Genomic DNA, 17,742 nt, shown 5'->3' on the forward strand with positions numbered 1-17,742 from the left:
GCCCTGAAATCAGGCCTCAATTTGGCGCTGCGGGGGAATTGCCTAGAGGTTCTCTGGCTGCGGCATGGAGAGCACATGAAAGCCCCCATCCACCCGCACGATCTCGCCCGTTGTGCAGGCCCCGTAGTCTGAGGCGAGGTAAACGGCGGTGCCGCCCACGGCCTCCAGCGTCGCATTCTCGCGCAGCGGGGCGTTTGCGCCAGTAAAGCGGAAGGTCTTGCGCGCGCCTCCAATCGCCGCCCCGGCGAGGGTCTTCATCGGTCCGGGGGAGATTGCGTTAACCCGGATGCCATCCGGCCCGAGGTCATCGGCGAGGTAGCGCACCGAGCTTTCCAGCGCCGCCTTGGCCACGCCCATCACGTTGTAATAGGGCGTCACGCGGTTGGAGCCTTGGTAGGTCAGGGTCAGCAGAGTACCGCCGTTCTTCATCAGCGGCGCCGCACGGCGGGCCACGTCGATGAAGGAGAAACAGGAAATGCTGAGCGAATTCCGGAAGTTATCACGCGTGGTGTTGATGAACCGCCCGGTCAGCTCGTTCTTGTCGGAGTAGGCGATGGCGTGGACGACAAAGTCCAGCGCGCCCCAGCGGTCGCCGATGAGGCCGAAGGCGGCGTCCATGCTCTCGTCGTTCATCACGTCGACATCGAGCAGGAAGTCGGAGCCAAGGCTCTCGGCCAGAGGCTCAACGCGTTTGCCGAAGGCATCGCCCTGGTAGCTGAAGGCCAGCTCCGCGCCCTCAGCGGCCATCGCCTTTGCGATGCCCCAAGCAATGGACCGGTCATTCGCCACGCCCATGATGAGGCCGCGCTTGCCCCGCATCAAATCAGCCATAGTAACTATCCGTGATACTTGCTCAAAATAAGCGACCCGTTGGTGCCGCCGAAGCCGAAGCTGTTGGAGAGCACGGAGTCCAGATCAACATCCAACCGGGTTTCGGTCACGATCTCGCCGGGGTTCAGGCCCGGGTCGAGCTCGGTGACATTGGCCGAAGCCTGAATAAAGCGGTTCTCCATCATCAGGATGGAGTAGATGATTTCCAGCACGCCGGTCGCGCCCTGGCTGTGGCCGGCCAGCGACTTGGACGATGAGATCGGCGGCGTGTTGCCCTCGCCAAAGACCCGCCGGATCGCCTCGACCTCCACCACGTCGCCCACCGGCGTCGCGGTGCCGTGGGCGTTGATGTAATCCACCTTGCGGTCGCCGATGGTGGAGAGCGCCAGCTTCATCGCCCGCTCGCCGCCTTCGCCGGAGGGGGCGACCATGTCTTCGCCGTCCGAAGTGGCGCCGTAGCCGGTGACCTCGGCGTAGATCTTGGCTCCGCGGGCCTTGGCGTGCTCGAGTTCCTCGACCACCACCACGCCGCCGCCGCCCGAAATCACAAAGCCGTCGCGGGTGGCATCATAGGGGCGGGAGGCCAGTTCGGGTGTGTCATTGTACTTGCTGCTCATCGCGCCCATCGCGTCGAACAGGCAGCTCAGCGTCCAGTCCACCTCTTCGCCGCCGCCAGCAAAGACAACGTCCTGCTTGCCCATCTGGATCTGCTCCACCGCGTTGCCCACGCAGTGCAGCGACGTCGAACAGGCAGAGGTGATCGAGTAGTTGATGCCCTTGATCCCGAAGGGGGTGGCAAGGCAGGCCGAATTGGTCGAGCTCATGCAGCGGGTGACCATGAAGGGGCCCATCCGCTTGGGCGAACCCTTTTCCTTCACGATCGAATGGGCCGTGAAGAAGTTCGAGGTCGAGGGGCCGCCGGAGCCCATGATGAGGCCAGTGCGCACGTTCGACACGTCGGATTGCTCCAGCCCGCTGTCCTTCACCGCCTGTTCCATCGCGATGAAGTTGTAGGCCGCGCCCGCGCCCATGAAGCGCAGGTTGCGCTTGTCGATATGCTCGGCAACGTCGATGTCCGGCTTGCCGTGAATGCAGGAGCGGAAGCCATGCTCCGTGTATTCCGGCGCGGCGGTGATCCCAGACCGCCCGGTTTTAAGGCTCTCAGTCACCTCATCGGCAGTGATCCCGATGGGTGAGACAATTCCGATCCCGGTGATGACGACGCGACGCATGAAACCTCGTGTGTTGCGGGGGCGGTGCCCCGGTTATTCGTCGGAGAACAGCCCGACCTTCATGCCTTCGGCAGTGAAGACGAGCTTTCCATCCGCGAATATCTTGCCGTTGGCGATGCCGAGTTTCAACTTCCGGTCCATGACGCGGGTGAAATCGACGTGATAGACGATCTGGCTGTTCTTGGGGGTGATCATGTCGGTGAACTTCACCTCACCCACGCCAAGCGCACGGCCCCGGCCCAGCATACCGCGCCAGCCCAGGTTGAAGCCGGTCAGCTGCCAGAGGCCATCGAGGCCAAGGCAGCCGGGCATCACGGGGTCGCCGGGGAAGTGGCAGGAGAAGAACCAGAGGTCAGGCGTGATGTCGAATTCCGCCACCACATGGCCCTTGCCGTTCTCGCCGCCATCGGCGGAAATCTCGGTGACCCGGTCCATCATCAGCATGGGCGGCTCGGGGAGCTGCGGATTGCCAGGCCCGAAAAGTTCACCCCGGGCGCATTTCAGCAGGCCTTCCTTGTCGAATGTATTCGGATGCTCCGCCATGCGGCTCTGCTCCCCCTTCTGGTGTGCCCTTGGTCGCGCCCCCTCTAGCACCGGCCCGGACGCGGGCGCAATAGCGCCGCGGCGCGACCAGAGCACGCAGTTGCGAACCATTTTCATTTGAATTCAGTGTGGATGCACGGATATAAGGCAAGTCAGGCAGGACGATGGAACCCAACCGGATGAAAACCCAAGCGCAACAGCGCGGCTCGACATGGCTCGAAACAGGTGGCTTGCGGCCTACGCGCCAGCGCCTTGCCTTGGCGACCCTGCTGGTGGGCGACGGTCACAACCGCCACGTCACCGCCGAGAGCCTCTTCGACGCGGCCCGTGCCTCTGGCGAGAAGGTTTCTCTGGCGACCGTCTACAACACTCTGCGTGCCTTCTGCGATGTTGGGCTCATGCAGGAGATCACGGTCGACGGGTCGAAGAGCTACTTCGATACCCGCACCGACGATCACCCACATTTCTACTGGGAAGACAGCCAGAAGCTGACCGATGCGCCGACCGAGCAGTTGCGTTTGGCCAGCATCCCCGATGCGCCCGAAGGCACTGAGATTGCCAAGGTCGATGTGGTGATCCGCCTCCGCCGGGTTTGATTACCTAGGCGGGTTCGACCCGCCCGTTAAATTCCCATACCCGTCAAAACCACTGCCCCGGCTCCATCAGGCCGAGATCCAGCAATTGCTGCGAGTGCCACTCGAACTTGGTCGAGTTGTGCCATTTGAAGGTATCGATGTCGTAACGGCTGCCGGGGTTGGCCTTGAGCGCCTTGGCGGTGCGGAACGAGCAGATGGTGGCCGTCAGGTTGTGGTGCCAGGGGCAGGCGTAGGTATTGTATTCCTCATCCGAAAAGGTGTGAGTGGGCAGCAATCTCAAACCGGGTTTGGTGCGGAACAGTGCGATCCGGTCGATCCGCCGCCGCTCCCTGTCCACATGCTCCTCGAACCGCCACCGGAGTCCGCCAAAGAAATCAAGCTGCCGCTCCTTGGGGTGGTTGTGGTTGGCCGGATCGGGCCGCGCGAGGGCGTAGTAGCCGGACTTGTCGAGATGCGCCTCCTCGATCGAAACGGCATCGGGGAAACGGTCCAGATCGTCGGCGTAGAGGTCGACGACATAGGTCAGCATCGCATCGCGCCGCTCTTCTAGGTGGAAGGCCAGCATCTCGCCGATGGTGCGGTTTTCACAGAAGGGGAAGAACAGGTATTCGGCGTTGTAGCAGTAATAGAGCCACTGGCCGGGTGCGGTTGCATCGATAACCTGGTTCATCGCGAGTGCGAGGGCATCATCGGCGTGCATGTCGTAGGGAACCCGGTGCACGAGCGCTTCCAGCGTTTCGGTCAATTCCAGCATGTCCGGCGCGAGCAGGATGATCTCACGAAAGCCGATCATCCGGTGATGGCGGATGGTCGTATCGACCTCACGCAGATCTTCGACGCAAATCACTGCAATCGGGCCCTTCGCGAGCGCCGCCTTGCCCTGTTCGAGGAAGTCACTGAGAGAACTGTATTTCATGCCACCGGCTGCCCATGCCCGTTGTTGTGCCATTTGTGAGTTAACAGCGCCTTGAGCGCAACCGTTGCGAGGGCAGGGGGCATGAGGTAGACACCGCCCGATCTTTCCGGGAAACGCGCGATGACCAAGAAGCTCTATATCAAGACCTATGGCTGTCAGATGAACGTCTACGACAGCGAGCGCATGGCCGAGGCGCTGGAGGGATATGAGCAGGTGCAAACCCCGGACGGGGCCGACATGATCCTGCTCAACACCTGCCACATCCGCGAGAAGGCGGCGGAAAAGGTCTATTCCGAACTGGGTCGCTACAAGGATCTGAAGGCGGCCAAGCCCGACCTAAAGATCGGCGTGGCAGGCTGCGTGGCGCAGGCCGAGGGCGAAGAGATCATGCGGCGGCAGCCGATGGTCGACCTCGTGGTCGGTCCGCAAAGCTACCACCGCCTGCCGGAGCTGGAGGCAAAAACACGGAGTGGCGAGAAGGCGCTCGACACCGATTTCCCGGAAGAGGACAAGTTCGAGAAACTCAAGGGGCGCCCCAAGGCGCAGCGCGGGCCGACCGCGTTCTTGACGGTGCAGGAAGGCTGCGACAAGTTTTGCGCCTTCTGCGTTGTGCCCTACACGCGCGGGGCCGAGGTGAGCCGCCCGGTGGCGCGGGTGCTGGCGGAGGCCGAGGAGCTGGTCTCGCGCGGAGTGCGGGAGATCACCCTGCTGGGCCAGAACGTGAATGCCTATCACGGCGAGGATGGCGGCGAGACATGGGGGCTGGCCCGACTCATCCGTCGGCTGGCCGAGATTGACGAGTTGAAGCGCATCCGCTTCACCACTTCGCACCCGAACGACATGGAAGATGACCTGATCGCAGCCCACGGTGATTGCGAAAAACTGATGCCCTACCTGCACTTGCCGGTTCAGTCGGGGTCCGACCGGATCCTCAAGCGGATGAACCGCAAGCATACGGCGGCGAGCTATGTTGAGCTTATCGACCGCATTCGCGCGGCCCGGCCCGACCTGCTGCTCTCGGGCGATTTCATTGTCGGCTTTCCCGAGGAGACCGAGGAGGACTTTCAGGCCACGCTCGACTTGATCGAACGGGTGCGCTACGGCGCGGCCTATTCGTTCAAATACTCCTCCCGCCCCGGCACACCGGCCGCGGAACGGGCAGAGGTGGAGGCCGCCGTGGCGAATGAACGGCTCCAGCGGTTGCAGGCGCTGATCACCCGCCAGCAACGCGCGGCGCAGGATGCGATGGTGGGTCGCGAGGTGCATGTGTTGATTGAGAAACCGGGGCGCCTGCCGGGGCAGATGGTGGGCAAGTCGGACCACCTCCACGCCGTGCACATCACCGGAGAAAACCTCTCGGTCGGCGACCTCGTGAAAGTGCGCATCACCGATTCTGGCCCCAACTCCCTCGCAGGCGCGCTGCTCTGACCCTGCCAGATTTTCGCCGCAATTGATCGGCGATTGCGCAACAATGGGCGAGCGCGGCGATTTCTGTTGCCTAACGCTTTACAATACAACGGGAATAACGCTTTGACGGCCCCGGGAAAATGCTAAATTTGCCAACAATAAGGCAGGAGCTTTTGCCGGACCTCTCACCGTGGCTCCGCATTTCAAGAATGGAAAGGACGGATGCTCGTGACCCAGAGATTTCTGAAGCCGTTCCGAACCCTCGCCTGCGGCGCCGCGGCGCTGATGGTGGCGGTCGGGTTTTTTGCCAGTGAGGCCGCCGCGCAATCGCGGAAGGCCGGTGAAGATTACATTCCCGGCGTTTGGGTAGACCCGGACGGTTGCGAGCACTGGGTGATGGATGATGGGGCGGAAGGCTACATGACCCCCCACGTCACCCGGCAGGGCATTCCGGTGTGCCGGCGGGGCAATGTTTGCGGGGTAATGAACTCCGACCAGCTCTTTGCGACCGACAGTGCCTCGATCTCGGCGTCGGGCAAGAAGCGCCTTGCAGGGTTCTTCCGCTCCTCCAAGGCACGCGCCTACATCATCGCGGGCCACACAGATGCGCGGGCGAGCGACGAGTACAACATGAACCTCAGCTACCGCCGGGCGGCCAGCGTGGCCAAGATCGGCAAGGCGACTGGCGCCAAGATCGTCGACGTGCGCGGCTACGGTGAGCGGATGCCGGTGGCCTCCAACCGCACGGCCGGGGGCATGCAGAAGAACCGCCGCGTCGAAATCATCTGCATCCAGTGACCGGGAGAAGCGCCATGAACATCCTCAAGATCACCGCGCTCCTCGCCGTTGCGGCCGGGCTCAGCGCCTGTAGCGAGAAGATCGACAAGACCGTGGACCGCGGGTTCGACAGCAAGGATCTGACCCAGCTGAAAGCCGGTGTCTGGATCGACCCGAACGGTTGCGACCACTGGATCATCGACGACGGGGTGGAGGGTTACCTCAGCCAGCGGCTCGACAAGTTCGGCAAGCCGGTGTGCTCGGGTGCCGGGCCTTCGAGCACTGCCACCGGCGATTTCAAGCGGGGCTCCGGCTTTCCCGATCCGATCTGAGTCGCGCCGTTTGACGATTGCCGCTTTATGCAGCCCGAGGCCGCGAGACACGCTCACGCGGCCTCTTTTCGTGTCAATTGCGTGAAATCTTTGCACAGGCCGCTTGCGCGATGGCCGCGCTCTTGGCAACCTGACCTTGTGAGACACTATATCTAGCGTGTTGCTAGCCAGCTTATGGAGAAGCGCTTTTTGGGAATCAGTGCCCTGACCGCCCCGCCAAACCCCAAGGATATTCTGGAAACTCCGCTGGAATTCCCCGACAACATGTTGCTCATCGAGCTATGCGGTGAGTTTGATCGCAACCTCGCGCAGATCGAGCACGCAGTGGGTGTGCAGATTTTGCGGCGTGGCAATCAGCTGGCCATCATCGGCGAGGCCGGGCCGCGGAGCGAGGCGGCGGTGATCCTTCAGGAGCTTTACACCAAGCTGGAGGCGGGCCGCCCGATCGAGCCCGGCGATGTGGACGGGGCGATCCGGATGGGTCGCGAGACGGCCGGGGATGCCGCGACCGCGCGCGATGGCGACCAACTCGAGATGTTCCAGGGCGGCCGGGTCGAGATCAAGACCCGCAAGAAGATCGTGGAGCCGCGCACCGAGGCGCAGAAGGCCTATGTGCGCGCGCTGTTCGAAAATGAGCTGGGCTTCGGGATCGGGCCTGCGGGCACCGGCAAGACCTATCTGGCCGTGGCGGTGGGCGTGAACATGTTCCTCGCTGGCCATGTCGACCGGATCATCCTGAGCCGCCCGGCTGTGGAGGCGGGCGAGAAGCTGGGCTACCTGCCGGGCGACATGAAGGACAAGGTCGACCCCTATATGCAGCCGCTCTACGACGCGCTGAACGACTTTCTGCCCGCCAAGCAGGTGCAGAAGCTGATCGAGGAAAAACGCATTGAAATCGCGCCCTTGGCCTTCATGCGGGGGCGGACGCTGGCCAATGCCTTCTGTGTGCTCGACGAGGCGCAGAACGCGACGACCATGCAGATGAAGATGTTCCTGACCCGCCTTGGCGAGGGCAGCCGCATGGTGATTACCGGCGACCGGAGCCAGGTGGACCTGCCGCGTGGCGTGCAGTCGGGCCTGCGCGAGGCGGAGAGCCTGCTGGATGGGGTGAAGGGCATTTCCTTCAACTACTTCACCGCCAAGGACGTGGTGCGGCACCCGCTGGTGGCGCGGATCATCGAGGCCTATGACAAGGCTGAGGCGCAGGGGTAGATTTCAGGTTAACCGCTGGTTAATCGCGCGCCTGCGGCGCACATGATTTATTGGTAATTGGGGGCGCTGCCCCCAAACCCCCGGAGATATTTGAAGCAAGAAAATGGAACTGGACGTCGTTCTGGAAGACGACCGCTGGCAGGGGGCGGGCTTGCAGGCCATTGTAGAGGCTGCCGCGCCCGCTGTGCTGGCCTTTCACAACCTGCCGCCTGACATCGAGCTCTCTGTGCTCGGCGCGGATGACGCGCGCATTGCGATGCTCAACGGCGACTTCCGAGGCAAGCCGCAACCGACCAACGTTTTGAGCTGGCCTGCCGAAGACCTGGCTGCTGACACGCCCGGCGATGACCCTCTTGCCCCTGAGCCCGACCCGGATGGCACCCTGCCGCTTGGCGACATCGCGCTTGCTTATGAGACCTGTGCCCGGGAAGCGGAGGCGGGCGGCATTGCGCTGCGGGACCATCTGACGCACCTCGTCGTTCACGGGATGATGCATCTTCTGGGTTACGATCACATTAATGATGCAGACGCGGAGCTGATGGAGGCCCGTGAAGCGGAAATACTTGCCAAGTTGGGTGTGAAGAACCCATATGACTGACAGCCCCGGCGATGGGGCGTTTGATGGAAAGGACCGATGGGCGAAAGTTCGGACGGGTCTTCTAGCGCCGCGCAGGGCGCGCTGGAAACCGACAGTAGTGAGGGCAAGGGCCTTTGGGGCCGGCTTGCCGAGGCGATTTTTCCGCAGGATGAGACCGGCGCCGAGGAAGGGGCCGAACCACGCAGGAGTGGCGGGCGCGAGTCCGTCGCCATGCTTGGGCTGGGCAACCTGCACCGGATGCGGGTGGAGGATGTGGCGATTCCCAAGGTGGAGATCGTCGCCGTGCCGCTCGATATCGGCAAGGATGACCTTGTGGCGGTGTTCCGTGACAGCGGCATGAGCCGCTTGCCGGTGTTCGAGGGTACGCTCGACAGCCCGGTGGGCATGGTGCACCTCAAGGACCTAGCGCTGAAATACGGGTTCAACGGCAATGGCTCTGACTTCGACCTCAAGCCGATGCTGCGGCCGTTGCTCTATGCGCCGCCGTCGATGCCGATTGGGGTGCTGCTGCAGAAGATGCAGAGCGACCGGATGCACATGGCGCTGGTGATCGACGAATATGGCGGCACCGACGGGCTCGTGACCATCGAGGATCTGATCGAACAGGTGATCGGCGAGATCGAAGACGAGCACGACATCGAGGAGGGCGACCTCTGGACCGAAGAGAAGCCCGGGCAATACCTCGCGATGGCGCGCACGCCGCTCGAGGATTTCGAGGAAGAGACCGGCGTGGCGCTGGCCGATGCCGAGGATCTCGAAGAGGTCGATACCTTGGGTGGGCTCGTGTTCATGCTGACCGGGCGGGTGCCGACCCGGGGCGAGGTGGTGCCGCATCCCGGCGGGGCTGAGTTCGAGGTGCTCGATGCCGATCCGCGCCGCGTGAAGCGGCTGCGGGTAAGGCTGCCCGAGGCCAGTGCACGGCAGGACGCAGGTGCCGAAGCCGATTGACCTGACAGAACGGATGGCCGGGTGGCTGGCTGGGCGGTGGTCGAGCTTTGCGCTCTTCGCGCTGCTCGGGGCCTTGGTGGGCACCGGGCAGGCACCGCTGGGCTTTGTCTGGCTCGCGGTGGCGGCCTTGGCGCTGGCCTTCGCCCTCTTTGCGCTCGTGCCGCAGCCCAAGGCGGCGGCGTGGCGCGGCTGGGCGATGGGCGTGGGCTATGTGGCGGCGACGATGTTCTGGATCGTCGAGCCGTTTTTCGTGGACCCTTTGCGGCACGGCTGGATGGCCCCCTTTGCGCTGGCGGCCCATGCCGGCGGGTTTGCGCTGTTCTGGGGGCTGGCCTATGGCGCGGCTGCGGCACTTGGGCGGGGCCGCTGGCACCGGGCGCTCTGGGCCGCGGTGCTGCTGGCGGCGACAGAGATGCTGCGCGCCCATTTGTGGACGGGTTTCCCTTGGGCGCTGCTCGGCCACATCTGGATCGGGCAGCCGCAGATGCATTTGGCCGCGCTGGGCGGGCCACATGCGCTGACGCTCTTCACCACGCTGGCTGTGGCCCTGCCAACGGTCTTTGGCCTGCGGCGGGCGGCGCTTGGGGTGATCACCGCCATCGCGCTGCTCGCGCTGCCGGTGCCCTACGGCCTCTGGCGGCTTGGGCAGGAGCTGGAGGTGCGCGCGCCTGCCACCGTGCGGCTGGTGCAGCCGAATGCGCCGCAGCATCTGAAATGGCAGCCGGAGATGCGGGAGACCTTCTTCAACCGCGGGCTGGCTTTGTCGGCGGAAGTGCCTGAGGGGCCGCAGCCGGACCTCGTGGTTTGGCCCGAGACCTCGGTGGCCTATTTCCTTGCGCCCGGCAACGGCACGGCGGAGGTGCTGGCCGATGCCGCGCGGGGGGCGATGGTGGTGGTGGGCATCCAGCGGCTGGAAGGGGATGACGCGCGCAATTCGCTGGCCGTTGTGACCCCTGGCGCCGATGTGACCGACATCTACAACAAGTCCCACCTCGTGCCGTTCGGTGAATACATGCCCGGTGCGAGCTGGCTTGGGCGATGGGCGCCGAAGGGGCTGGCCGAAGCAGCGCTTTCGGGGTTTGTGCCGGGCAACGGGCTCCGGCTCATCGACCTCGGCGAGGGCCTTGGCGAGGTGTTGCCGCTGATTTGCTACGAGGCAATCTTTGCCGAAGAGATCATCGCCGCACCGCGGCCGGATTGGGTGCTGCACATCACAAATGATGCATGGTTCGGCACCCTCTCTGGCCCCTATCAGCACCTCGCGCAGGCCCGGCTGAGGGCGGTGGAGCAGGGGGTGCCGGTGCTGCGCTCAGCCAACACCGGGGTGTCGGCAGTGATTGATGCGCAGGGCCGTGTGCTGGACAGCCTTGCGCTTGGGGAAACCGGGTTCATCGACGTGGCGCTGCCGCCGAGGCTCGCTGCCGCGCCGCCCTACCGGATCTGGGGCGATTGGGGCGTGATGGGCCTTCTGATCCTGCTTGGCCTGGTTCTGGCCGCCATCCGCCCGCGTGCGGTGCAGGTTGACCCCAGGGGCGCAACAGACTAGCCAAGAAGATACCTGCTGCCACAACGGCTTCCTGGCGTGGCGGTGAAAACCCAATGGAGCACTATCCCAAAATGTCTCGTAGCGAATATACCTTCACCTCGGAGTCCGTTTCCGAGGGTCACCCCGACAAGGTCTGTGACCGAATTTCCGATGCCGTGCTGGATGCCTTCCTTTCCGAAGATCCGCAGAGCCGCGTGGCCTGTGAAACCTTTGCCACCACAGACCGCGTGGTGATTGGCGGTGAGGTCCGGGGGCCGGGCAGGGTGATCAAGCGGGTCGAGGAGATCGCGCGGGATTGCGTGCAGGATATCGGCTACGAGCAGGAGGGCTTTCACTGGGCCAACATGAAGGTCGACAGCTACCTCCATGCCCAGTCGGCCGACATTGCCCAGGGCGTTGATGCCGCGGGCAACAAGGATGAGGGCGCGGGCGATCAGGGGATCATGTTCGGCTATGCGGTCGACGAGACCGAAGAGCTGATGCCCGCCCCGATCCACTATGCCCATGCGATCCTGAAGAAGCTGGCCGAAGTGCGGAAGAATGGCACCGAGCCCAAGCTTGGCCCCGACATGAAGAGCCAGCTCAGCCTGCGCTATGAGGGTGGCAAGCCGGTGGAGGCGACCTCGCTGGTGCTCTCCACCCAGCACCTCGACCCGAGCCTGTCGTCTGAAGACGTGCGGGGCATCGTGGAGCCCTACATTCGCGGCATCCTGCCTGAGGGCTGGCTGACCGATGCGACCGAGTGGTGGATCAACCCGACCGGCAAGTTCGTGATTGGCGGGCCGGATGGCGACGCGGGCCTGACGGGCCGCAAGATCATCGTGGATACCTACGGCGGTGCGGCGCCCCATGGCGGCGGTGCCTTCTCGGGGAAAGACCCGACCAAGGTGGACCGTTCCGCTGCCTATGCTGCCCGCTATCTGGCCAAGAACGTGGTGGCCGCCGGCATGGCACAGCGCTGCACGCTCCAGCTTTCCTACGCGATCGGGGTCAGCAAGCCGCTCTCGATCTACGTGGATACCCACGGCACCGGCGAGGTGCCGGAGGCGCAGATCGAGAAGGCCGTGGCCAAGGCGATGGACCTCACTCCGCGCGGCATCCGGACCCATCTGGAGATGAACAAGCCGATCTACCAGCGGACCGCGGCTTATGGCCACTTTGGCCGGGCACCGGAGGCGGATGGCGGCTTTTCTTGGGAGAAGACCGATCTGGTGGACGCCCTCAAGGCGGCGGTCTGACTGGTGTGACAGTTGGCGGATCGCGGTGCTCGAGAGGGGGTGCCGCGGCCCGCACACCCGCTGACTCCTGTGCCCGATAGGTCGCATTCGCCGCAATTTGCCGGGGTCAGGTGAAAATTGGCCGCAAATTAGCCGAACTTTCATGTTTTCCTTTTACCCAGAAGGGTATGGAGGGCTTGGCATGGCGATCAAGTCGGTCGAAGTTTTTTACAATGTGAATCGCATCCCGGGTCTCTACCCCGGCGACTGGGATGCCGCCCTCGACTTTCGCAACGCTGCCATGGAACTCATCGAGAACGCGCTGATCGAGGCGCGGGCGGGCGAATGGGCCGGGGCCGAGATTGGCTCCTGCGCGCGGACCGGCGAGCCGGAGGTGAACTTTGGCTTCGATGTGCAGGATTTCGACATGGCCGAGGAGATCATCCGCAATGCGGTGGCGGGCACGCCCTATGAGGGCATCCGTGAGATTACCCGGCAGGAGCTGGACGAGAGCGAATTTCACTAGGGGCAGGTGCGGCGCAGGCAATGGCGCACCTTGCCCTGCGGGCTGCACGGCTCTAAACCGCCGCCCCATGAGCGAGAACCATTCCAGCAAGCACCGCAGCGGCGCCCCGTGGCGCAACTTCTATGGCCGTCTCAAAGGCAAGGGCCTGCGGGCAAGTCAGGAGACCTACCTTGACGAGGATCTGGCCGAGCTGTCGCCGGGCCCGGTGGGTTGGGAGGAGAACCCCGACCGCACGCCGCTGGACCTTGAGGCGCTGTTTCCCGGCAAGGAGGTCTGGCTGGAGGTGGGCTTTGGCGGCGGCGAGCACATGGTGCATCAGGCGGCGCAGAACCCCGGCGTGGGGATCATCGGGGCCGAGCCATACATCAACGGCGTGGCGATGCTGCTGGGCAAGATCCGCAAGGCCTGCGTGGAGAACCTGCGCGTGCATCCGGGTGATGTGCGCGACCTCTTCGATGTGCTGCCAGCAGGCTCGGTGAGCCGGGCCTTTCTGCTCTATCCCGACCCCTGGCCCAAGAAGCGCCATCACCGCCGCCGTTTTGTGACTCCCGACTACCTCGAAGCGCTGGCGGGCGTGTTGAAACCGGGCGCGGTCTTTCGGGTGGCGACGGATATTCCGGACTACGTGCGCCAGACGCTGGAGCAGGTGCCGCGGCATGGCTTCGAATGGCTGGCCGAGGGGCCGGACGACTGGCGCGAGCCGTGGAGTGACTGGATTTCCACCCGCTATGAGCAGAAGGCGCTGCGGGAGGGCCGGGTGCCGCATTATCTGACCTTCCGCAGGGTTTAAGCCGCCCCCGAAAGCGGCTATGCGGTTCCGGCAATTCAGAGGAGCCCGCCCATGTCGTCTCACGGCACGCCCACCCCGATGATCTCCCGCAAGGCTGCGCCGCTGAAGGGCGTGGCGGAGGTGCCGGGAGACAAGTCGATCAGCCATCGCTCGTTGATCCTTGGCGCGATGGCCGTGGGGGAGACGAAGATCACCGGGCTGCTTGAGGGCGAGGACGTGCTCGATACGGCCAAGGCGATGCGGGCGCTGGGGGCCGATGTGGTGCAGCATGGGGCTGGCGAATGGTCGGTGCATGGCGTTGGCGTCGGCGGGTTCGGTGAGCCGGAAGACGTGATCGATTGCGGCAACTCGGGCACCGGGGTTCGGCTGATCATGGGGGCGGTGGCGACCCACCCGTTTGCGGTGACCTTCACCGGCGATGCTTCTCTGCGCTCGCGCCCGATGGGGCGGGTGACGGAGCCGCTTTCGCTCTTCGGAACAGCATCTTACGGTCGCACGGGCGGGCGGTTGCCGCTGACGATGGTGGGGGCCCAAAGCCCGGTGCCGGTGAGCTACACGACGCCCGTTCCTTCGGCGCAGGTAAAATCGGCGGTGCTGCTGGCCGGGCTGAATGCGCCGGGCGTGACGGTCGTGACCGAGAAGGAGGCGACGCGCGACCATACCGAGCGGATGCTGGCCGGTTTTGGCGCCGAGGTGAGCGTGGAGGACACGCCGGAGGGGCGGGTTATCTCTTTGACCGGCCAGCCGGAATTGAAGCCGCAGGTGATCGCCGTGCCGCGCGACCCATCGTCGGCGGCCTTCCCGGTTTGCGCCGCGCTGGTGGTGCCGGGGTCTGACGTGCTGGTGCCGGGGATTGGGCTGAACCCGACGCGGGCGGGGCTCTTTACCACGCTGCGCGAGATGGGTGCGGACCTGACCTATGAGAACGAACGCGAAGAGGGCGGCGAGCCGGTGGCGGACCTGCGGGCGAAATTCTCGCCCGAAATGAAGGGGATAGAAGTGCCGGCGGAGCGGGCGGCCTCGATGATTGACGAATACCCCGTGCTCTCGGTGGTGGCGAGCTTTGCGGAAGGGGTCACCAAATGCCCGGGCGTGAAGGAACTGCGGGTGAAGGAATCCGACCGGATCGACGCCATGGCGGTGGGGCTGCGGGCCTGCGGCGTGGACGTTGACGAGGGCGAGGATTGGTTTGCGGTCAAAGGCTTGGGGCCGGAAGGCGTGCCCGGCGGGGCGCGGGCGGAGGCGCGGCTGGATCACCGGATCGCGATGAGCTTTCTGATCTGCGGCATGGCCGCGCAAAAGCCTGTGGAGGTGGATGACGCGGGGCCGATCGCGACCTCCTTCCCGATCTTCATGGACCTGATGGGCAACCTCGGCGCGAAGCTGGAAAAGGCGAACGCATGAGGCTGACGGGCGGGTGCCTTTGCGGGGCAGTGACCTATGCCTCGGAAGGGCCGTGGCGGCCGGTGATCGCCTGCCATTGCAGCCAGTGCCGCAAGACCACGGGGCACTATGTTTCGGCCACCTCGGTGCCGCGCGAAAGCCTTGAAGTCATGGGCGAACCGAAGTGGTTCACATCGTCGGACGATGCCCGGCGCGGGTTCTGCGGAACCTGCGGGAGCCAGCTGTTCTGGGATGGTGCGGGGGCCAATATCTCGATCATGGCCGGCACGTTGGACGGGCCAACGGGGCTGGAGACCAAGGGCCATATCTTTTGCGCCGACAAGGGCGATTACTACGAGATCCCGGACGGTGCGCGGCGGGCTGAGGGCTATGACCCTGACCTGACGACACGGGTGGATTGAGCCGCCGGGAGCGGGCAGGGTAAGCGAAAGGTTAACCGGGCGACCGGTCTGCATCTGCATGAAAGAGGGCGCGATGAAAATCACGGTGGCCATCGACGGGCCGGCTGCGGCGGGGAAGGGGACGATCTCGAAGGCCGTCGCCAAGGAGTTTGGTCTCGCGCATCTTGATACCGGCCTGCTCTACCGCGCGGTGGGGGCCAAGGTGCTTGCAGGGGCCGACCCGGTGGAGGCGGCCGAGGCGCTCACCCCCGACGACCTGACCCCCGAAGATGCCCTGCGCACGCCCGAGGTGGCCCAGGCCGCGAGCCGTGTGGCCGCCGACCCGGAGGTGCGGGAGAAGCTGCTGGAATTTCAGAGAAATTTCGCCCGCCGCGAGGGCGGCGCGGTGCTGGACGGGCGCGATATTGGCACGGTGATCTGCCCCGAGGCGGAGGTGAAGCTCTTTGTCACCGCCAGCGCCGAGGCCCGTGCGGAACGGCGGTTTCTGGAGCTTCAGGGCAAGGGCCACGCGGTGACGCGGGAGCAGGTTTTGGCCGATGTGAAGGCGCGGGACGAGCGGGATGCGAGCCGGGATGCGGCGCCGATGGTGGCAGCCGCGGATGCGGTGGAGCTGGATACCACGGAGCTGAGCATAGACGAGGCGCTTGACCGGGCGCGTGCGGCTATCCGACTGAAACTAAACTAGAAAATTCAGGGTTAACGCTGGTGTTGCGTAAATCGGCAGGCGGAAATCCGCCATGCACAACTGATGCACATTCCATGCACATCTTATGCATATGTCAAAAGACGCAGCGCGCGCGGGGTTAACCATGCGAGGGAGTGTCAGTTGACATCCTCGCGCAGGGTGACGCGAGAAAGTTAACCAGACCTGAACAAAGAATATTGCCCCTGAGGGCAGAATCCCTTTTCTGTTCTTGGCCCCCAAAGCCGGGGGAGACCGGGAGGAAGAAAGGCAGAAGGACCACACCGGACATGCATCAGTTGCTCTATCGTTCGATCGCAAATGAAGAGGAATTTGGCGATTCCGATCTCGACATTCTCCTCAAGGCGCTGGAGTTCAACGCCGCCAAGGGCATCACGGGCTACCTGTGGCGCGGACGCGGGCAGTTCTTTCAGGCGCTGCATGGGCCGCGTGTCGAGGTGCTGCCGCTGATGGAACGGATCAGCACCGACCCGCGCCATAGCGAGGTGGAGGTGCTGATCTCGGAAGATGGCGATGCGCCCTCGCCCTTTGCCGAGTGGGCGATGGGCTACGACTACGTGGCCGAGGACGTGCTGGGAATCTCCTTAGAGGAAGACAACAGCCGCCCGATGATCAGCCCGGCGAAGGCGCGGGAGATCTGGGGCAAGATGATCGAGCAGTCGCACAGCGAGGCTGAATGGGGCGGGGCCTCACCCTACAGCCGCAAGCCGACGGAGAGCATGGACGCGTGGATCAAGCGGCTTTCGGCGGCGCGGGGCCGGTAGGGCCGCAAGGCTAGGGCGCAGCCTCGACGAACCTCAGCACATGGGCAAAGAGGCTTTTGCGCGTCAGCAGGAGCAGGTGCCCGTCATCCGCAAAGCCGATGAGCCGCCCGCCGCCTGCGCGGCGGCGGAGGCCGTCTGTCTGGCGGGTCGAAAATACCGGGTCTTCGAGGCCGACGAAGAAGCCGATGCGGGCATGGCTCAGGTCGGCCCCTTCGGACAACTCCCAGCGGCGCAGGCTGGCGGAATGGGCGCGCACCAGTGCCGGGCTCGGATCGGAGATTTGCGGGGCGTGCTCGGCGGAGAGGGTTTCGATCTGCTTCGAAAAGCCGGGATCGGCGCGGTTGTTGCGGCCGTAGAGCAGGGTCTTCCAATATTCGTCCCAGATGGCTTTGCGGGTGAAGCGCTCGGCGCGGGTGGCGGCCGAGATCACGTCGCCTGCACCGCGCAGGATGGTCTCCATCCCGCCTGCGTGCTCGGGCGAGGGTGAGATTGCGGCAACGGTGACGGGGCGGGGCGCGAGCAGGGCCGCGGCCTCCAGCGCGATGGCGCCGCCGGCGGAGTAGCCGACGAGAGTGAGATCCTTGCCGGGGTAACGGCGGGCGAAGCGGGCGATTTCCTCTGCTGCGCCGGTGATCGAGAGCTGGTGGTCGAGCGGCAGGCCATCCATCCCCGGAAAGCGGTAGTAGGCGAGGCCGTGGCCGCGCGCGGCCCAATGGTTGGTGGGGGCGAAGATATCGACCGAGGCGAGCGCGCCGGGAATCATCACCGTGAGGCGCGGCGCGGCCTCGATCTGGGCGGATCGGGCCGGGTTGATCGCCAGCGGGCTCTCGCCCTCGGGCAGGGCGGGCGGCGCGGCGCAGGCGGCGAGCAGGAGGAGGGGGGCGAGGAGGGCACGCATGGGCGCGACCTTAGGGCGGCGCGGGGCCGCCGAAAAGCGGTGAAACCCCTTGCCATGCGGCGTTTGAGCGGCTAAACGCCCCTTCGTCAAGCCGCCGTGAG

20 protein-coding genes and 1 riboswitch are annotated in these 17,742 nt (G+C 64.7%); of the genes, 15 read left to right on the top strand and 5 right to left on the bottom strand.

Annotated elements, in window-relative coordinates:
- Window positions 1-42: 42 nt before the first annotated feature.
- The 3 genes from ACUXVX_RS05975 to fabA are packed head-to-tail and all read right to left on the bottom strand — an operon-like array spanning window position 43 to window position 2,606.
- A complete protein-coding gene (locus tag ACUXVX_RS05975; protein WP_222470412.1) occupies window positions 43-831 on the bottom strand; it encodes an enoyl-ACP reductase FabI in 789 nt (262 codons plus the stop codon).
- A 5-nt stretch (window positions 832-836) separates the two neighbouring features.
- Entirely contained in the window at window positions 837-2,063 is a 1,227-nt protein-coding gene (fabB, locus tag ACUXVX_RS05980; RefSeq protein ID WP_222470411.1) for a beta-ketoacyl-ACP synthase I, read from the bottom strand.
- Between the two features lie 33 nt (window positions 2,064-2,096).
- Window positions 2,097-2,606 (bottom strand): bifunctional 3-hydroxydecanoyl-ACP dehydratase/trans-2-decenoyl-ACP isomerase, encoded by a 510-nt coding sequence (fabA, locus tag ACUXVX_RS05985; RefSeq protein WP_222470410.1) that lies wholly within the window; start codon window positions 2,604-2,606, stop codon window positions 2,097-2,099.
- Window positions 2,607-2,785: 179 nt separating this feature from the next.
- Between fabA and irr the strand changes: the two genes are divergently transcribed.
- The gene (irr, locus tag ACUXVX_RS05990; RefSeq protein ID WP_222470409.1) at window positions 2,786-3,202 is read left to right on the top strand and encodes a Fur family transcriptional regulator Irr; all 417 of its coding nucleotides are present in this window, start codon (window positions 2,786-2,788) and stop codon (window positions 3,200-3,202) included.
- 43 nt (window positions 3,203-3,245) lie between these two features.
- On the opposite strand, the gene ACUXVX_RS05995 is transcribed toward irr, so the two are convergent.
- The gene (locus ACUXVX_RS05995) at window positions 3,246-4,118 is read right to left on the bottom strand and encodes a glycosyltransferase family 2 protein (RefSeq protein ID WP_446310791.1); all 873 of its coding nucleotides are present in this window, start codon (window positions 4,116-4,118) and stop codon (window positions 3,246-3,248) included.
- Window positions 4,119-4,238: 120 nt separating this feature from the next.
- Between ACUXVX_RS05995 and miaB the strand changes: the two genes are divergently transcribed.
- From miaB to ACUXVX_RS06065, 14 genes are all read left to right on the top strand, one after another.
- A complete protein-coding gene (miaB, locus tag ACUXVX_RS06000) occupies window positions 4,239-5,546 on the top strand; it encodes a tRNA (N6-isopentenyl adenosine(37)-C2)-methylthiotransferase MiaB (protein ID WP_446310792.1) in 1,308 nt (435 codons plus the stop codon).
- Window positions 5,547-5,810: 264 nt separating this feature from the next.
- Window positions 5,811-6,323, top strand: a complete 513-nt coding sequence (locus tag ACUXVX_RS06005) for an OmpA family protein (RefSeq protein ID WP_446311512.1) — start codon at window positions 5,811-5,813, stop codon at window positions 6,321-6,323.
- A gap of 14 nt (window positions 6,324-6,337) precedes the next feature.
- A complete protein-coding gene (locus ACUXVX_RS06010) occupies window positions 6,338-6,634 on the top strand; it encodes a hypothetical protein (RefSeq protein ID WP_446310793.1) in 297 nt (98 codons plus the stop codon).
- A 189-nt stretch (window positions 6,635-6,823) separates the two neighbouring features.
- Window positions 6,824-7,846, top strand: coding sequence for a PhoH family protein (locus ACUXVX_RS06015; RefSeq protein ID WP_446310794.1), 1,023 nt, complete (start codon window positions 6,824-6,826; stop codon window positions 7,844-7,846).
- A gap of 103 nt (window positions 7,847-7,949) precedes the next feature.
- A complete protein-coding gene (ybeY, locus tag ACUXVX_RS06020; protein WP_446310795.1) occupies window positions 7,950-8,444 on the top strand; it encodes an rRNA maturation RNase YbeY in 495 nt (164 codons plus the stop codon).
- A gap of 36 nt (window positions 8,445-8,480) precedes the next feature.
- The gene (locus tag ACUXVX_RS06025; protein ID WP_222470402.1) at window positions 8,481-9,392 is read left to right on the top strand and encodes a transporter associated domain-containing protein; all 912 of its coding nucleotides are present in this window, start codon (window positions 8,481-8,483) and stop codon (window positions 9,390-9,392) included.
- On the top strand, window positions 9,376-10,938 hold the full coding sequence (gene lnt, locus ACUXVX_RS06030; protein WP_446310796.1) for an apolipoprotein N-acyltransferase: 1,563 nt from the start codon (window positions 9,376-9,378) through the stop codon (window positions 10,936-10,938). The genes ACUXVX_RS06025 and lnt overlap by 17 nt, the downstream gene beginning before the upstream one ends.
- A 12-nt stretch (window positions 10,939-10,950) precedes the next feature.
- Window positions 10,951-10,999: riboswitch (SAM-SAH riboswitch) on the top strand.
- Between the two features lie 10 nt (window positions 11,000-11,009).
- Complete coding sequence (gene metK / locus ACUXVX_RS06035; protein WP_446310797.1) at window positions 11,010-12,176, top strand: methionine adenosyltransferase; 1,167 nt, start codon at window positions 11,010-11,012, stop codon at window positions 12,174-12,176.
- 181 nt (window positions 12,177-12,357) lie between these two features.
- Window positions 12,358-12,681: a hypothetical protein gene (locus ACUXVX_RS06040; RefSeq protein WP_446310798.1), complete on the top strand. Its 324-nt coding sequence runs from the start codon at window positions 12,358-12,360 to the stop codon at window positions 12,679-12,681.
- A gap of 67 nt (window positions 12,682-12,748) precedes the next feature.
- The gene (trmB, locus tag ACUXVX_RS06045; RefSeq protein ID WP_446310799.1) at window positions 12,749-13,471 is read left to right on the top strand and encodes a tRNA (guanine(46)-N(7))-methyltransferase TrmB; all 723 of its coding nucleotides are present in this window, start codon (window positions 12,749-12,751) and stop codon (window positions 13,469-13,471) included.
- 51 nt (window positions 13,472-13,522) lie between these two features.
- Window positions 13,523-14,875, top strand: a complete 1,353-nt coding sequence (aroA, locus tag ACUXVX_RS06050) for a 3-phosphoshikimate 1-carboxyvinyltransferase (RefSeq protein ID WP_446310800.1) — start codon at window positions 13,523-13,525, stop codon at window positions 14,873-14,875.
- Window positions 14,872-15,276 (top strand): GFA family protein, encoded by a 405-nt coding sequence (locus tag ACUXVX_RS06055; protein WP_446310801.1) that lies wholly within the window; start codon window positions 14,872-14,874, stop codon window positions 15,274-15,276. The genes aroA and ACUXVX_RS06055 overlap by 4 nt, the downstream gene beginning before the upstream one ends.
- A gap of 73 nt (window positions 15,277-15,349) precedes the next feature.
- Window positions 15,350-15,961, top strand: a complete 612-nt coding sequence (cmk, locus tag ACUXVX_RS06060) for a (d)CMP kinase (protein ID WP_446310802.1) — start codon at window positions 15,350-15,352, stop codon at window positions 15,959-15,961.
- 287 nt (window positions 15,962-16,248) lie between these two features.
- Window positions 16,249-16,743, top strand: coding sequence for a BLUF domain-containing protein (locus ACUXVX_RS06065; RefSeq protein WP_446310803.1), 495 nt, complete (start codon window positions 16,249-16,251; stop codon window positions 16,741-16,743).
- 10 nt (window positions 16,744-16,753) lie between these two features.
- Here ACUXVX_RS06065 and ACUXVX_RS06070 read toward each other — a convergent pair whose 3' ends face one another.
- Entirely contained in the window at window positions 16,754-17,641 is an 888-nt protein-coding gene (locus ACUXVX_RS06070; protein WP_446310804.1) for an alpha/beta fold hydrolase, read from the bottom strand.
- Window positions 17,642-17,742 lie beyond the last annotated feature (101 nt).

This window comes from Vannielia sp. SX4, from assembly GCF_052828525.1.

What these genes read in the sequence shown, in the direction of transcription:
- ACUXVX_RS05975 (WP_222470412.1), bottom strand. Translation starts at nt 831, where the DNA reads ATGGCTGATTTGATGCGGGGCAAGCGCGGCCTCATCATGGGCGTGGCG.
- fabB (WP_222470411.1), bottom strand. Translation starts at nt 2,063, where the DNA reads ATGCGTCGCGTCGTCATCACCGGGATCGGAATTGTCTCACCCATCGGG.
- fabA (WP_222470410.1), bottom strand. Translation starts at nt 2,606, where the DNA reads ATGGCGGAGCATCCGAATACATTCGACAAGGAAGGCCTGCTGAAATGC.
- irr (WP_222470409.1), top strand. Translation starts at nt 2,786, where the DNA reads ATGAAAACCCAAGCGCAACAGCGCGGCTCGACATGGCTCGAAACAGGT.
- ACUXVX_RS05995 (WP_446310791.1), bottom strand. Translation starts at nt 4,118, where the DNA reads ATGAAATACAGTTCTCTCAGTGACTTCCTCGAACAGGGCAAGGCGGCG.
- miaB (WP_446310792.1), top strand. Translation starts at nt 4,239, where the DNA reads ATGACCAAGAAGCTCTATATCAAGACCTATGGCTGTCAGATGAACGTC.
- ACUXVX_RS06005 (WP_446311512.1), top strand. Translation starts at nt 5,811, where the DNA reads ATGGTGGCGGTCGGGTTTTTTGCCAGTGAGGCCGCCGCGCAATCGCGG.
- ACUXVX_RS06010 (WP_446310793.1), top strand. Translation starts at nt 6,338, where the DNA reads ATGAACATCCTCAAGATCACCGCGCTCCTCGCCGTTGCGGCCGGGCTC.
- ybeY (WP_446310795.1), top strand. Translation starts at nt 7,950, where the DNA reads ATGGAACTGGACGTCGTTCTGGAAGACGACCGCTGGCAGGGGGCGGGC.
- ACUXVX_RS06025 (WP_222470402.1), top strand. Translation starts at nt 8,481, where the DNA reads ATGGGCGAAAGTTCGGACGGGTCTTCTAGCGCCGCGCAGGGCGCGCTG.
- metK (WP_446310797.1), top strand. Translation starts at nt 11,010, where the DNA reads ATGTCTCGTAGCGAATATACCTTCACCTCGGAGTCCGTTTCCGAGGGT.
- ACUXVX_RS06040 (WP_446310798.1), top strand. Translation starts at nt 12,358, where the DNA reads ATGGCGATCAAGTCGGTCGAAGTTTTTTACAATGTGAATCGCATCCCG.
- trmB (WP_446310799.1), top strand. Translation starts at nt 12,749, where the DNA reads ATGAGCGAGAACCATTCCAGCAAGCACCGCAGCGGCGCCCCGTGGCGC.
- aroA (WP_446310800.1), top strand. Translation starts at nt 13,523, where the DNA reads ATGTCGTCTCACGGCACGCCCACCCCGATGATCTCCCGCAAGGCTGCG.
- ACUXVX_RS06055 (WP_446310801.1), top strand. Translation starts at nt 14,872, where the DNA reads ATGAGGCTGACGGGCGGGTGCCTTTGCGGGGCAGTGACCTATGCCTCG.
- cmk (WP_446310802.1), top strand. Translation starts at nt 15,350, where the DNA reads ATGAAAATCACGGTGGCCATCGACGGGCCGGCTGCGGCGGGGAAGGGG.
- ACUXVX_RS06065 (WP_446310803.1), top strand. Translation starts at nt 16,249, where the DNA reads ATGCATCAGTTGCTCTATCGTTCGATCGCAAATGAAGAGGAATTTGGC.
- ACUXVX_RS06070 (WP_446310804.1), bottom strand. Translation starts at nt 17,641, where the DNA reads ATGCGTGCCCTCCTCGCCCCCCTCCTCCTGCTCGCCGCCTGCGCCGCG.